This window comes from Mariniphaga anaerophila (assembly GCF_900129025.1).
Classification (GTDB): Bacteria; Bacteroidota; Bacteroidia; order Bacteroidales; family Prolixibacteraceae; genus Mariniphaga; species Mariniphaga anaerophila.
In genome coordinates this window covers 97604-113117 of sequence record NZ_FQUM01000002.1, presented here as the reverse complement: position 1 = coordinate 113117, position 15514 = coordinate 97604, and the positions used below count along the sequence as shown (strand labels likewise).

9 protein-coding genes are annotated in these 15514 nt (G+C 44.2%); 4 read left to right on the top strand and 5 right to left on the bottom strand.

What is annotated here, in order from left to right:
• Positions 1–141: 141 nt before the first annotated feature.
• The 4 genes from BUB08_RS03625 to BUB08_RS03610 all read left to right on the top strand — a co-directional run bounded on the left by BUB08_RS03625 (position 142) and on the right by BUB08_RS03610 (position 5163).
• Entirely contained in the window at positions 142–1182 is a 1041-nt protein-coding gene (locus BUB08_RS03625) for an RluA family pseudouridine synthase (protein WP_072999048.1), read from the top strand.
• On the top strand, positions 1175–2167 hold the full coding sequence (locus BUB08_RS03620) for a D-alanine--D-alanine ligase (RefSeq protein ID WP_072999046.1): 993 nt from the start codon (positions 1175–1177) through the stop codon (positions 2165–2167). Before BUB08_RS03625 ends, BUB08_RS03620 begins: the two co-directional genes overlap by 8 nt.
• Positions 2168–2285: 118 nt before the next feature.
• The gene (gene dnaB, locus BUB08_RS03615; protein ID WP_072999044.1) at positions 2286–3842 is read left to right on the top strand and encodes a replicative DNA helicase; all 1557 of its coding nucleotides are present in this window, start codon (positions 2286–2288) and stop codon (positions 3840–3842) included.
• Positions 3843–3903: 61 nt separating this feature from the next.
• The gene (locus BUB08_RS03610; RefSeq protein ID WP_072999042.1) at positions 3904–5163 is read left to right on the top strand and encodes an asparagine synthetase B; all 1260 of its coding nucleotides are present in this window, start codon (positions 3904–3906) and stop codon (positions 5161–5163) included.
• A 108-nt stretch (positions 5164–5271) separates the two neighbouring features.
• On the opposite strand, the gene BUB08_RS03605 is transcribed toward BUB08_RS03610, so the two are convergent.
• The 5 genes from BUB08_RS03605 to BUB08_RS03585 all read right to left on the bottom strand — a co-directional run bounded on the left by BUB08_RS03605 (position 5272) and on the right by BUB08_RS03585 (position 15411).
• Positions 5272–7590, bottom strand: coding sequence for a GH92 family glycosyl hydrolase (locus BUB08_RS03605; RefSeq protein ID WP_072999041.1), 2319 nt, complete (start codon positions 7588–7590; stop codon positions 5272–5274).
• A 159-nt stretch (positions 7591–7749) separates the two neighbouring features.
• Entirely contained in the window at positions 7750–9339 is a 1590-nt protein-coding gene (locus tag BUB08_RS03600) for a beta-N-acetylhexosaminidase (protein WP_072999039.1), read from the bottom strand.
• Between the two features lie 14 nt (positions 9340–9353).
• Positions 9354–10427: a metallophosphoesterase gene (locus tag BUB08_RS03595; RefSeq protein WP_072999037.1), complete on the bottom strand. Its 1074-nt coding sequence runs from the start codon at positions 10425–10427 to the stop codon at positions 9354–9356.
• A 76-nt stretch (positions 10428–10503) separates the two neighbouring features.
• Entirely contained in the window at positions 10504–12117 is a 1614-nt protein-coding gene (locus tag BUB08_RS03590; protein WP_072999035.1) for a RagB/SusD family nutrient uptake outer membrane protein, read from the bottom strand.
• 12 nt (positions 12118–12129) lie between these two features.
• Complete coding sequence (locus BUB08_RS03585; RefSeq protein WP_072999033.1) at positions 12130–15411, bottom strand: TonB-dependent receptor; 3282 nt, start codon at positions 15409–15411, stop codon at positions 12130–12132.
• Between the last annotated feature and the right edge of the window lie 103 nt (positions 15412–15514).

Here is a 15514-nt window from a genome sequence, read left to right as displayed (position 1 = left end):
CAAAAACGCTCTTTTTTTCTGTTGGTGGAAAAATTAAGTTGAAAAATCAGTATTTTTTCACACAGCAACAGAAGTAAAAAACAAGTGCGTTTACACCAGATGTTTTAAGCAAACAGCAATTTAAAAACGAATGAAATTAAGATGATGGAATACCTGTCTGAAAACGTAGAGCCGGAAGAAGGTGAAATGTACGAGCATTACCGGTTAAGTGTTGACCCGGGACAATCACCTGTTCGAATTGACAAGTTTTTGGCAAACCGAATTGACAATGCTTCCCGGAGCCGAATTCAGGCCGCCGCCGAAGCAGGAAACATTCTGGCAAACGAAACTCCGGTAAAAGCCAACTACAAGGTAAAACCCAACGACGAAATCCGAATTTTAATGGACTACCCACGTCGTGAGTTAAAAATCATCCCCGAAGAAATTCCTTTGAATATTGTTTACGAAGACGACCAGGTTATTGTAGTAAACAAGCAGCCCGGAATGGTGGTCCACCCCGGGCACGGAAATTATACGGGCACCTTGGTAAATGCGCTGGCATGGTATTTCAAAGATCTTCCGCTGTTCAACAGCGAGGATCCGCGCCCCGGGCTGGTACACCGCATCGATAAAGATACTTCGGGGTTGCTGGTTGTGGCGAAAACCGAACGTGCAAAAAGTAAACTGGCACTGCAGTTTTTCGAAAAAACTACTGAAAGGCGCTACCAGGCACTGGTTTGGGGCAGCCCGAACGACGACGAGGGAACTATTACCGGCAACATCGGGAGAAGCCTGAAAAACAGGCAGGTTTTTACCGTGTTTCCTGAAGGAGATTACGGCAAACACGCAGTAACTCATTACAAAGTATTAAAACGAATCGGGTATGTAAGCATGATAGAATGCCGCCTGGAAACCGGACGGACACACCAGATTCGCGTACACATGAAATACATCAACCATCCGCTTTTCAACGATTCGACCTACGGAGGCGATCAAATTTTGAGGGGAACAACTTTTAGCAAGTACAAACAATTTGTTCAAAATTGTTTTAAATTGCTGCCCCGTCAGGCACTGCATGCCAAAACCCTGGGCTTTGTGCATCCAACAACCGGCAAAAAAATGTTGTTCGACTCAGAACTACCTGAAGACATGACAACAACAATTGAAAAGTGGGAAAATTATATTGCGAACAGAAATGACTAAGAAACCAAATATTGCGGTTATTGCCGGCGGAGACTCATCTGAGTTTTTCGTATCGGTAAAAAGCGGCGCCAACGTTCTGGCTGCCGTCGACACTCAAAAATTCACTCCGTGGCTGGTGCAAATGCACGGGCAGGACTGGAACGTAATGCAGGGCGAAAATAAAATTGCCCCGGTTGACAAATCCGATTTCAGTTTTACAATAAACGGAGAAAAAACCGCATTCGATTATGCGTACATCACTATTCACGGCACTCCCGGAGAAAACGGAGTTCTACAGGGATATTTCGATTTGCTGAACATCCCTTATTCGTCGTGCGATGTTCATTCATCGTCGCTCACCTTTAACAAATGGTTCTGCAATAATTACCTGAGAAGTTTTGGGATAACAATGGCACGTTCCATTAAAATTAGCAAAGGAGAAAAAATTAACAGTGCCGAAATTATTGAGAATTTAGGATTGCCCCTTTTTGTTAAACCCAATGCCGGAGGTTCGAGCTTTGGAATAACCAAAGTAAAATCTGAAGACAAACTGATTGAGGCAGTGGAAAAATCATGGGAAGAAAGCTCCGAAGCATTAATAGAAGAATTTATTGACGGGGCCGAATTTACTTGCGGACTGGTTAAAACAGGAGGCAAAAAAATAGTATTCCCGGTAACCGAAGTGATTCCTAAAAACGAATTTTTCGATTACGAAGCAAAATATACTCCGGGCGCCACTGCGGAAATTACACCTGCCCGGCTTCCCGAAGATTTATACGAACAGTGCCAGCAACTCAGTTCCGAGATTTATGACCTCTGCCAGTGTTCTGGAATTGTACGAATCGACTTCATTCTGAAAGACAAAAAATTCTATTTTCTCGAGGCGAACACCACACCGGGGATGACTGCTACCAGCTTTATTCCCCAACAAATTAACGCCATGGGAATTACTTTACAGGAAGTTATTACCAAAGTAATTGAGGATAAACTGGGTACGCATCAATAAACATTTGTGAATAAAATTGGTTGACAACTAATCGGGCAAAACACAACCTGCCCTGTGCATTATTTGTAATTTAGTTGCTTCAATTTAAAATATATTATCAGGAAAACGAGGACTGAAAATGGCTGCTGAAAAGAAGAGAAACACAACTAACCAAAACCGGCGGCAAACCGGAATGACCATTGACGAAATAAACGCACAATACGGAAAACTTCCACCACAGGCAGTTGAAGTAGAAGAAGCAGTTTTGGGTGCACTAATGCTCGAACGAGACGCATACGTTACAGTTGCCGACCTCCTCGATACTTCAAGCTTTTACAAAGAAGAGCACCAAAAAATATTTGAAGCCATAAAAGAGCTGTCGGCCAACGAAAAACCGGTTGACTTGCTTATGGTTACCCAGGAACTAAAAGACCGCAACGAGCTGGACGAAGTTGGCGGCCCGGGGTACATTACACAACTTACACGAAGGGTTGCTTCGGCAGCTCACCTGGAGTTCCACGCACGTATTATTGCCCAGAAACACATTCAGCGCGAACTGATTCGGGTTAGTACCGAAATACAGACAAAAGCGTACGACGATACAATGGACGTGGATGATCTGATTGACTACTCCGAATCATCCCTTTTTCAGGTAGCTGAGCGAAATATCAAAAAGGAAACCGTGCCAATTAAGCCGGTGTTGAATGAAGCAATCCGGCAGATAGAAAAAGCCCGGCAGCAGAAAGACGGGTTGAGCGGTGTGCCATCGGGTTTTACGTCGCTCGACCGTATTACCTCGGGCTGGCAGCGAACCGACCTGGTTATTATCGCCGCGCGTCCGTCAATGGGAAAAACTGCATTCGTACTGAGTATGGCACGTAACATGGCGGTAGAACACAACAGGCCTACTGCAATTTTCTCGCTGGAAATGTCATCCATCCAGCTGGTAAACAGGTTAATTGCTGCCGAAACCGAACTGGGCAACGACAAGCTGAAAACCGGCCGGCTCGAGAACTACGAGTGGGAACACCTGAACCGGAAAATTTCTGCGTTGGAAAAAGCGCCTATTTATATTGACGATACTCCTGCACTTTCTATTTTTGAGTTTAGGGCAAAATGCCGCCGGTTAAAAATGCAACACGATATTCAGGTGGTTATTGTCGACTACCTTCAGTTGATGACCGCCGGCTCTGACAACCGCGGAAGTCGTGAACAGGAGGTAAGTACCATTTCGCGTTCGCTTAAAGCTATTGCAAAAGAGTTGGACATTCCTATTCTTGCGCTTTCGCAGCTAAACCGTTCGGTTGAATCCCGTGAAGGAAAACGCCCGCAGCTTTCCGACCTGCGTGAATCGGGGGCGATTGAGCAGGATGCGGATATTGTAACATTCATCCACCGTCCGGAGTATTTCGGTATTACAGAAGATGAATCCGGAAACTCGTTAATTGGCGTGGCCGAAATTATTATTGCAAAGCACCGTAACGGTGCCACCGCCGATGTGCATCTGGCATTTAAAAAAGAACTGGCCAAGTTCAGCGACATGGAAACCAACTTTGGAGATGGTTTTGGAGGCGACGGCGGTTCACAGACTTTCAGTTCAAAAATGAACGAAGACGAAGAAGAATCTGTTGGCGCCGGAATATCTCCCAACAGCGACTTCGACAAGTCGGGTGCGAACAGCGACATACCGTTCTGATTTCTTCTAAACTTATTACCTTTGCTAATTGTATTGTTACCGTAAACAAAGGGAAACGTAAATGAGAAACAAAATCATATTAACAGTCGGCTTTTGGATTTTTGTTGCGCAGGCATTTGCCATTCAGTTGCTCATTCCCATGGACGATGCGCAACGAAACCACCTGAAATCGTATGGAATTGCCTACTGGGTGCTTCAGCGCGATATCGAAGTAAAATGGCTGCTCAATTACCGCGGAGGAAGCTTTCTCATGCAGCATCATTCTGATATTGAAAACGAATGTGTTGTCAGAGGGGTCTCTTTCGAAACCATTACCGACGCCCAGGCCTCCGCTATATTAAATGAAATTGCCCGTCCTGAAGTTAATCAGGATGCGGTTAGCATGAACAAAGCGCCTAAAATTGCCGTTTACACGCCGCCCAACAAACAGCCCTGGGACGACGCAGTAACACTGGTGCTTACTTATGCTGAAATTGAATACGACCAGATTTACGACGAAGAAATACTAAACGGAAAGCTTTCGGAATACGACTGGCTTCACCTGCATCACGAAGATTTTACAGGCCAGTTTGGCAAATTCTGGCGAACATACCAACACATGCCGTGGTACCAGCAGGAAGTATCAATTAACAAAGCCATGGCCGAAAAACTTGGGTTCTTAAAAGTCTCAGAGATGAAATCATTTGTCACGCGCGAAATCAACAACTACGTAGCAAATGGCGGATTCCTGTTTGCCATGTGCGCTGCCACCGACACCTACGATATTGCCCGTGCAGCAACCGGATTAGACATTTGCGGCCCCATGTTCGACGGAGACCCGGCTGATCCCCACGCCCAGGAATATCTGGATTTCTCCAGAACATTTGCTTTTGAGAACTTCCACCTGGAAAACGACCCCAATGTTTATGAGTTTTCAGACATTGACGTTACCAACACCAGGCGAGTTTCCAGGGAAACAGACTATTTTACGCTCTTCGAATTTTCAGCAAAATGGGATCCCATTCCTACCATGCTTTGCCAAAACCACCGCAACATGATAAAAGGTTTTATGGGGCAGACTACCGCTTTCAGAAAGGAGCTGGTAAAACCCAACGTCCTGGTTTTGGGAGAAAACAAACCCGCCAGCGAAGCCCGCTATATTCACGGAGAACAAGGAAAAGGTTTCTGGACATTTTACGGTGGCCACGACCCAGAAGATTACCGCCACCTGGTTGGCGATCCTCCCACTGACCTGAATTTGTTCCCCAACTCTCCGGGGTACCGGTTAATTCTGAACAATGTTCTTTTTCCGGCAGCAAAAAAGAAAAAAAGGAAAACATAGAAAACAAAATTGTTCTCCGATATTTTCCTTTTTTGTTCGAACTTTTTGCATTCGGGGCAACTGCCACTTTTGAAAAGCTAAACAGCAACCTAAAAACAAAATCTCACTTTACGGTTGTTCCGCCATTTCAAACACAATTGTTCCGCCGTTTACAATGTCGTTATGTTGTAAATTATTCCCTTCAATAACTTTCCCATTTAAAGAAACTGATTTCACATATTTGTTTTCGGCAGTCTGATTGCGGGCAACTATTTCAAGGGTTTTACCGTTTTCGAGATGGATGGTTGCATGCTTTACAAGCGGGCTTCCCAATGCATATTCGGCAGAACCGGGAGTAACCGGATAAAAACCCAGCGCACTGAAAACATACCACGCACTCATTTGCCCTGCATCGTCATTTCCACAAAGCCCTTCCACGCCGGCTCCATACATCGAATCCATAATCATCCGCACCCGTTCCTGGGTTTTGTAGGGTTTTCCGGTCCAGTTGTAAAGGTATGGAATGTGATGCCCAGGCTCGTTTCCATGCACATAATTCCCGATAATTCCGTCGCGGGTGATGTCTTCATTCTTTTCGATGTACTTATCTTCGAGCTGCATTGTAAACAGCGAATCCAAATGACGGCTAAACTGCTCCTTCCCTCCCATCATCGCAATCATCGTATCAATATTTTGCGGCACGTACAATCCGTAATTCCAGGCATTCCCTTCAATAAATCCCTGTCCGTGGGTATCCAGCGGACTAAAGTCTTTTCTGAAAGTCCCGTCTGCCAACTTCGGCCGCATAAATCCAATTGCCGGGTCGTACACATTTTCGTAATATTTTGAACGCGAAAGGAACGTTTTTTCCACCTCCTTTTCGCCGGTCAGCCCTGCCATTTGGGCAATGCACCAGTCGTTGTATGCATACTCCAGTGTTTTCGAAACAGATGAATGAGATTTATCATCCGGAACAAAATGAAAGTCGATGTAATCGCCCAAGCCGTCGAAGTACCTCACGCTTGCTGTTTGCACCGATGCATCCAGCGCCCGCTTGTGGTCAAAATCGCCCACACCTTTCACCATAGCATCAGCAATTACAGAGGTAGCATGATAACCAATCATACACCAGTTTTCGTTGGCATAATGGCTCCAAACCGGCAACATGTGATGAACACTCTGAGCCTGGTGCGCCAGCATCGATTTTATCATGTCGTTATTTCGCCGGGGCTGAATAATATTGAATAGAGGATGCAATGCGCGGTAAGTATCCCAAAGAGAAAACACAGTGTAATTGACAAAACCGTCGGAGGTGTGGATATTCTGATCAAGCCCGCGGTATTGGCCATCTGCATCTTCGTAAACAATTGGAGAAAGACACGCGTGGTACAATGCTGTGTAAAAAGTAACCTTCTGCTCGTTGGTGAGTGTTTCTGCTTCTATTTTTGAAAGTTCGCGGTTCCAGGCCAAACGGGTTTCTTCGCGCGTTTTGTCGAAATCCCAGTGAGGAATTTCCGTATCGAGGTTTTTAAGCGCTCCGGCCGCACTAACCGGCGACAAGGCAAATTTTATTTTTACTTTTTCGCCCTCTTTTGTTTTAAAATTGAAGTAAGCCCTCAGATTTTTTCCGGCCATTTCCGGAAAGTTTTCGGTCTCGTTAAAGCGATCGTAAAATCTGTTATAAATAATTTCATCGTACTTTTTGTGCCCGTAACTTTCAAACGGTTTGGAAAACTTCATGGCAAAAAATACTTTCCGGGTTCTTCCCCAACCTTTGGTCTGACGGTATCCGGTTACCAGCGAATCGTTTTCAACCCGAATAAAAGTCCACACATTTTTATTGTTGTGATAATAAATATTGTACACCATATCGAGCACAATGTGGGCACTGTCGGACTCCGGGAAAGTATATTGATGAAAACCGACCCGTTCTGTTGCAGTAAGCTCTGCCTTAATATTGTAACTGTCCAAATCCACTTTGTAAAACCCTGGAGACGCCTCTTCTTTTTCGTGAGAGAAAACAGAATAAAATCCCTTTCCGCCGGCAGAAACAGGCAAAGGATCGAGCACCAGGCTGCCGGTGGTTGGCATTACCAAAAAGTCGCCCAAATCGGAGTGGCCCGTGCCACTCAGGTTGGTGTGCGAAAAACCGATGATAGTTGAGTCGCGGTACTGATACCCTGCGCAGTACTCGTACGTCTCTTTATTGTAGTCACCATTTTCGTCAAACATTTTCACGAAATTGGTTTGCGGGCTCAGTTGCACCATACCAAAAGGAGCAGTTGCTCCCGGATAAACATGCCCCATTTTGCTGGTTCCAACAAACGGGTTAACAAACCTTGTGAAGTCAGTCTCCGCTTCGGTGACCTTCTCCGTTTCGTTTTCTGAACAGGAAAACAAAGCAAGTGCTCCTGCCAGAATTATTGTTGCAATAAAAAAATTTTTCATATCCCTGAAAATATTTGTTTTAATGATTCAGAGCCCCGCCTTTCAACATCTTTTTCAGCATCAAAAGCGCCCTTATTGTTTGAGCGATTTACGTTCTGCCGTTAATTCAATTGAACCTTTTGGGAACAAAAACTCCGAGACAGAACAATTCCCACTGGGTTACTCAGCGTCTTGGTTGTAATTAATTCCTGCCTTTTTCCAACGATTAATAAAGAAAGGAAGCGCCTCTGTAAAACGGGTGTAATCTTTCTGTTCTGTTGATGTCCAGCCCACCTCGGCATACGCTGCAATGCGCGGAAAAACCCGCTGCTCCATCGATTCTTTGGTAGGAATCCACTCTCCCCACATCTGGCATCCCAAACCAAGTATTTTATTATTCAAGCCGGCGGGAAGCCCTTCGGGAACCGGGTTAAAACTGTATGCCTTTTCGAGCGGAATTCTTTCGTAATCATAATCCAGGTATGTAAACTCGTGGTATGAATTTACAATTTCGTGCCCGGCAGAGACAGCCTGTTTTACCAAATCCAAATCGCCTTTCCAAAAATGCACAATGGCGCTTTGAGCAAGTTTTTCTTTCACTTGTTCCTCTTTGTTGTACTCGTGCAACTGCACGCCCATAATGTCGTTCCATCCCATCATCCGGTGTCCTTTGGATTCGATGTATTTCGACATCCGGTTGGTGAACCACACCTGCAAGTCGGAGTATGATTCGATGCCGTTTTCCTGCATAAATTTGTTTATCTCGGGGGAAGACTCCCACTGATCGTGGCGCACTTCGTCTCCTCCAATGTGAACTATTGGCGCAGGAAACAGTTCGAAAATTTCGTCGAGTACATCTTTTAAAAAGTTTTCTACGCGGCTGTCGGTAAAATCGAATACATCGTAATGAACGCCAAATTTTGCCGGAACACTAATTTTCTTTTTAGAAACGCCAAGCCACGGGTACGAAGCAATTGCAGCACAAGCATGCCCCGGCATTTCAATCTCGGGAATAACCTGAATGTGACGTTCTTTTGCATATTTCAGAATCTCGCGAATTTGCTGTTTCGTATAAAATCCTTCGTGCGGCGTAGTGTCGTAAACCGTGCTGCTCCAACCACCAGGCCAAACGCCCGACTGTGTTGAATCGCGCCGTGCACCTATTTGTGTGAGCAACGGATATTTTTCTATTTCGATGCGCCAGCCCTGGTCGTCGGTTAAGTGCCAGTGAAAAGTGTTCAATTTCAGCAACGCCATTTCATCGAGCAGCTCTTTAACCACTTTCATTCCTTTAAAGTTACGGCTTTCGTCGAGCATAAAAGCCCTCCAGCTAAAGCGCGGGCTGTCTTCAATTTCTACGCCATTGACAAAACAGGTTGACCCCGAACCTTTTTCAATAATCTGCCGCAGCGTCTGAATACCATAGAAAACTCCACGCCCGGTGGCTGCCTGAATAACAACCTTATTGTTTTTCGCATCCAGCAGGTAACCTTCTTCGCCAAGACGGGTTAGCAGCGACGGATTTTTCTTCAGCAAAACCACCGCTCTTTTTTTGTTGTTTTTTGTTGTAATTGCAAAGTCATTTTCGAGCACCCGGCTCAAATAAATGCCTTCGGCAGTAAGATCATCAGAATAACTTACAACCAGTTTTTTCTTGAGAACCACTTTGCCCGAAGATTCTGAAACCTTCGACGGGTAAGGGATAATGTTTACTGCTGAAACGGAAAGAAAAGCGAAAATGCTAAAAAGCAAAAAAAATAAAGTCTTCATATTATTGGGTATTTTTAGTTCAAATCAATTACAAATTCGTCCCATGGTTCTGTTCTCCATGCGTGTTTTTTAGTGGTTGGAGAAATGCCGAAAAACGGCGAATAGGTTTTTACCTGAATGGATTTTCCATCGGGCATAAATTCGAGAATACGAAGCCAGCCGTCGCCCCCGTTGCCGTGCCAGCCTCCACCTTCGGTCTGTGCATTAAACATCATTTGAAAAACCTCTTTCCCATCACTATTTCTATCGATGCGGGAGCTGACATTTTCCTCAAAACTTCCGATTGTACAATAGTGCCCGCAAATGAGCATTCGAATATTTGAAGCCGGATAAAGCAGCTTTTCCCAAATGTCGTTGCCGTAATTTGCCGGCGCAAGTTTGTAGCTTTCTTCTGCAATGCGTTCGCCATCGCCATCGAGGTATGAGTGAGTCAGAAATATCACCTTATGATCCTGATATTTTTTTTCTGAAGAAAGGTTTTTTGCCCAATTAAGCACCTCGTCGCGCGGAGTAAATTCGGTGGTAATCACAAGCAGTTTTCCCCAGTTTTCATTTTCGAAAACATAAGCTGAATTTTCCAGTGTGGGCATTCCGTGGCGGTTATTAAAAACACTAACCAGGCAACTGTCCCATTTATTATTGCGTTCCACCGGAAAATATTCGGGAAAGCGGGTCAGCGCATTTTCCGATCTTTTATACCCATAATCATGATTACCGGTGCTGATGATATATGGCACTTTGTTGTCGAGTTTTTCAAATGCCCGGGAAACGGCAATCCATTGTTCGCGGGAGGTCTGGTCTCCGTTTATTCCGTCGGGAAGCAGGTATTCGTTTTGCTCAACCAGGTCTCCCGTGCAAAATACTGCTTTAATATTCAGCTTGTCAATATTGTTTTCCACCCAGGCGGTCATCAAATCAAATATGGGCTGATTAACACCAAACTTGGTGTAACTCTGGGGATCGGGTAATACGATTATAGAAAATGAATTTTTATCGGAAAGCGTGGGTTCATTTTCGACGTTGCCACGGCCATATCCCACAAAAAATGCGGTGACAAAAATTAGAAGAAGAAACGCGTGTTTTGACATGATTATGTATATTAAAAAAGCAGGGAGCTGATTTGTCCGAGCTCCCTGCAATGTAGGTTAAAAATTTAAAACTACATTAATTACCCCATCCTGTATGGTTTTGTGTTATCTTTTCATTAGCATTCAATTCGTCTGACGGAATTGGCAGGTTGTACAATTTGTCGTTCCACAGGAAGTTACCAACCCTTGACCATTCTTCCGACAATTTGCCCCAACGTTTGAGGTCGAAATAACGGATGCAGTCTTCGGCAAAAAACTCAACCCTTGCTTCGTAATTTATGGCTGCCATTGCATCTTCTACAGAAGCGATGGCTGGCGCCGGCAAAACCTGCTCGGGAGCGAGGCCTTCGGGAACATATTTGCTGCTGTTATCCAAAGCAAACCGGCGGGCGCGGCTTCTTACCTGTTCAACATATTTTGCTGCATTCACAAAATCGTTCTTTTGGGCGTAAGCTTCAGCCATTAAAAGGTAAACTCTCGGAAGCCTCATCAAATGAATGTCTGTTCTTTTGTTCCAGGTATTATCGCCATACCAAACCCCTCTTTTCTGAATATCGAATCCGGTTGGTTTATTTACCAGCCACTCGGGATTCCATTGGAAAACTTCGCCGGTGGTAGTGGTAATTTCATCCATTTCGGTAAAGAAAGTACAGTCGAAACGCGGATCCCTGTTTTTCCAGGTTACATTTTCATCGTAATATTCAGAGCCTTCTTCAACGGATTTACCATCAATTGTCTGGAAGAAATCAACAAACTCTTCGGAAGGATAAAAATAGTCTCCTGAATAAGTATCTCCCCGCATAATACGTCCGTCTTCTCCCAGGTCTTCTTTTGTTCCAAAGTAGTACTCGCGGTATGTTTCAACACCGTTTCCGAACGCAACCGAGAAAATTATTTCAGGAGAAGCTTCGTAATCAACACGCAACACGTTGCCGGGATTTTCGATAAGAGAATATCCCTGTTTCAATACTTCCTGACCGGCAGTAATTGCTTCGTCGTAGTTCCCCAGGTACACATTCACTTCTAACAAATAGGCTTCTGCCGCACCCACTGTGGCGCGGTTGTAATAAGCATCGTTCCATTTTTCGGGAAGATTTTTTGCGGCAAAAGTAAGGTCAGGAATAACCAAATCGGTAAGCACTTTTTCTTTTGAAGTTGCAGCCATCTGTACCACATCATCGTTTGTAGGATCAGTTACCGGTTCGAGGCGCAACGGAACATCTCCGTAAAACTGAACCAACCTGAAATACCAGAAAGCACGAATAAACCTCATCTCAGCGAGGTACTGATTTTTATCTTCTGCATCGATAATGCTTTCATCCATGTTTGTAACGCCGGCAATGTTGTTATTACATACAGCGATACCTTCGTACGCCCGTTTCCAGATGCCTTTTACCACGTTGCTTTCGTTTGGATTAAAAGACCCCACGTAAAACGGTTGCGCGTCTTTAAAACCGGCAGAAGAAAAATCGCCAGTCATTCCCAGTTCCAACTGAGCATCTGCCCAGTGGCCGTTGAGTTTCTGCAAATTTTTGTAGCAAGCCATTGCTGCTAAATCAGCATGTTCTGCTTTCGTAAAAAATGTATTTTCATCAATGGTTCCGTATGGATTTCTTTCCAGAAAATCGTCCATACATCCCGTAAGAATACTGATAAACAGAATGAAAACTACTATATTGAACTTTTTCATTTTCTTATTTCTTTAAAATTCTACATTAACTCCAACAATAAATATTTTAGCTGTAGGATAATCGTACCCCCAATTGGTGTAATGGCCAACGCTGTTCCCGTTTTCGGGGTCGAAACCATCAAAATCTTTGTGGGTAACTGTTAGCAGGTTTTCGCCTGTAACATACATCCGGGCTTTGAAATCGCTAAAAGTGTGGGAATAACCGAGAGAGATTGACCTCATTTTCATGAATGAAGTATTTGAAACCATCAGGTCAGTCATTTCTTCGTACGATTCCGACTGAATTATTGCAGGATATTTTCCTTCGGCATCTTCACCTAAGACCCAGCGGTTGTCGTACCATTTGCGACTCATATTTCTGTTTGGCATACGGTTTTGGAACGACATTGGGGAGTGTTGTTTCCGACCCAAAACTGCTGAAAAAACAGCATTAAAATCGAAGTTTCTCCAATTGGCAGAAAGTGTTGTTCCCAGTGTTACTTTCGGAATATAACTTCCCAGAATTACCCGGTCGTCGCCATCGATTTTTTTATCGCCGTTTGCATCAACATAAGCCAGGCGGCCTACTTTGGCATTCCCCTGCCCCATGTCTTTCATCTTCTGAGCTTGTTCCGGGGTAGTTATCAAGCCATTGGTTTTGTAACCGTACAATGCGCTGATAGGCTCTCCCACGCGGTTGATGGTGACACCTCCGTACGAACCAATTGAAATTACTTCTTCATCAATTCCTTCGCTCAGCTTTTTAATCTGGTTTTTCAGGAAAGAAGCATTTGCTGCAATGGAGTATGAAAAGTCGTTTACCTGTCCTTTGTACGTAAGATCAAGGTCTACCCCACTGTTTTGTACCTGTGCATAATTTACGTTGGGCGCTCCCATACCTACAGACAGCGGAAGTACCATTGTGCGTAAAATTCCGTCGGTGTTTTTGATGAAATAATCAGCGGTAAAGAAAATTTTGTTTTTGTACAAACCAAGGTCGAAACCGATATTGGTAACAGAAGTTGTTTCCCATTTCAGGTTCGGATTTCCAAGTACAGTCTGGCTGTAACCAGAATAAAGCTGCTGGTTGTTGCCGCCGGCACCCAGAATAACATTTTGTTTTGCAACCGGTGCAATAGTCGGATACCACGAGCCAATTGACTGGTTACCCAACTGCCCCCAGGATGCTCTCAATTTTAATGAATTGACAATAGCTGAGCTAAAAAAGTCTTCTTCTGAAAGTCTCCATCCACCGGAGAAAGACGGGAAAACTCCCCAACGGTTGTCTCCTTTAAAACGTGAAGAGCCGTCAGCCCTCAGGTTGAAAGAGAACAGGTATTTCTGTTTATAATCGTAGTTAATTCTGCCAAAGTACGATGCCAGCGCCAATTCACTTTTGCCGCCGCTCAGGTCGCGTTCCACAGAATTGGTTCCGCCGTCAATCACCTGCATATTATCTACTTCAGAAACAAAATCTTTTACTCCACCGTAAAGGTTATCCACAGAAATTAACTGTTGAGAAAAACCAGCCATTGCGTTCAACGTGTGGTCTCCGAATTTTTTATCAGCATAAAGCAGATAGTCTGTTACCCACATCAGGTTTTTTTCGCGTTCGTTAACCAGGCTGTTCACGCTGTTGGTTTGCCCGCCGTCGTTGTATAAGGGAGAAAACAGGCTGTATTCATTGTAAACCATGTCAACTGCACCGTTGAACCTGAACTTCAACCAATCGGTAAAATTCATTTCCAGAAAGAAGTTGTCCATTACCCGGTAGTTGTTGTTTTCCGGAGTTCTCCAGGCTACCTCTGCAATTGCATTTTTCGAAGCAGTCAGGCTTCCAGGCTCTCCGTACGAGCCGTCTTCGTCGTAAGCATCAGTAATCGGAGCATTAAAAATAACGTCGGAGTAGCGGTTGTCCGAACTTCCTGTGGTGTACATATAAGCAAGGTGAATGTTGTTACCCACGGTAACTTTGTCGCTTACGTTTCCTTGTACATTCGCCCTTAAAGTTCCTTTTTTGAAACCGGTGTTAATTCCAATCCCGTCCTGGCTTAAGAATTCGCCCGACATGTAATACAGCATATTTTCGCTGCCGCCGTTGATACTTGCATTTACATCGTAAGTTGGTGCAGATTTATAAATATAATCGCTCCAAACAGTGCCTTTTCCGAAATCAGCCGGATTCAGGCCATCGTATTTTGTTGTTGGATTTCCGCCGTCAATGGCTTTTTTGTTGGCTGCCATTTCCTGAATTGCAGAAACAAATTCCTTTGCAGAAAGCACGTCAATAATATTAGACGGCGATTGCATACCGTAGTGTGCATTGATATTTACCTTGGCTTTTCCGGAAGTACCTTTTTTGGTAGTAACCAGAATAACACCATTGGCTGCTCTCGAACCATAAATGGCTGCCGAAGAAGCATCTTTTAATACGTTAACACTTTCGATATCGGTGGGGTTAAGTGTTTCAAAACCGTTTTCTACCGGAATACCATCAATTACAACCAACGGGCGATTGTCGCCACTTCCGAATGTGCCTACTCCACGGATGTTGATTGAAGTTTCTGATCCCGGAAAACCACTTTTACTAATGATTGACAATCCGGAAAGTTTTCCCTGCAAAGCACCACCAACAGAAATATTTGAACTGGTAGCCAGCTCATCGCCGCTTACGGCAGCAACTGCTCCGGTAAGGTCGCTTTTTTTCTGAGTGCCGTATCCAATGGCAACCACTTCTTCAATGCCAATGGTTTCTTCTTCCAACCGAACATTGATAACGTTCTGGCCGCTTACTTCTACTTCCTGGGTGCGCATCCCTACAAACGAAAACTGAAGGGTAGCATTTTCAGGAACATTGTTCAACGTGTAGTTTCCGTCAAAATCAGTAACAGTACCGTCCGAAGTTCCTTTAATTATTACTGTTACACCGGGCAAAGGCTGTTTCCCTTTGTCGGTAACCGAGCCGGAAACAGCGTGCTGTTGCTGAACTGCTGCTCCATTTTTTGCATTACTTCCGGCTTTGCCTTTCAGAATAATGTAACGGTCATAAATTTCGTAGGAGATCCCGGATTCGCCAAACAGCTTATCCAACACTGTTTCGATGTTCGAGTCTTCAACCGTTATCGTCATTTTTTGTGACAAATCAAGACTGCTGCTGTCATAAAAAAAATGGAAATCAGAGGTCTTTTCTATTTCTTCGAAAAGAGTTGCCAACGATGCATCTTCCATGTTGAGCGTCAACCTTGCAGTTTGCGAGTAGGTTTCAGCAGAAACCTGGATGAGCGCAAATATGAAAAGCAAACTTGTCAATTTCATAATTCTTATAAATTTAGTGACAGGAAGGTTTTCCCTACCCCCCCTAAAAATTCTATTTTTTTTCATACATTTGATTCTTTAAATGTGGATAATTAAGCCTTTT

Coding starts and splice junctions, on each gene's coding strand:
- BUB08_RS03625 (WP_072999048.1), top strand. CDS start 142: ATGATGGAATACCTGTCTGAAAACGTAGAGCCGGAAGAAGGTGAAATG.
- BUB08_RS03620 (WP_072999046.1), top strand. CDS start 1,175: ATGACTAAGAAACCAAATATTGCGGTTATTGCCGGCGGAGACTCATCT.
- dnaB (WP_072999044.1), top strand. CDS start 2,286: ATGGCTGCTGAAAAGAAGAGAAACACAACTAACCAAAACCGGCGGCAA.
- BUB08_RS03610 (WP_072999042.1), top strand. CDS start 3,904: ATGAGAAACAAAATCATATTAACAGTCGGCTTTTGGATTTTTGTTGCG.
- BUB08_RS03605 (WP_072999041.1), bottom strand. CDS start 7,590: ATGAAAAATTTTTTTATTGCAACAATAATTCTGGCAGGAGCACTTGCT.
- BUB08_RS03600 (WP_072999039.1), bottom strand. CDS start 9,339: ATGAAGACTTTATTTTTTTTGCTTTTTAGCATTTTCGCTTTTCTTTCC.
- BUB08_RS03595 (WP_072999037.1), bottom strand. CDS start 10,427: ATGTCAAAACACGCGTTTCTTCTTCTAATTTTTGTCACCGCATTTTTT.
- BUB08_RS03590 (WP_072999035.1), bottom strand. CDS start 12,117: ATGAAAAAGTTCAATATAGTAGTTTTCATTCTGTTTATCAGTATTCTT.
- BUB08_RS03585 (WP_072999033.1), bottom strand. CDS start 15,411: ATGAAATTGACAAGTTTGCTTTTCATATTTGCGCTCATCCAGGTTTCT.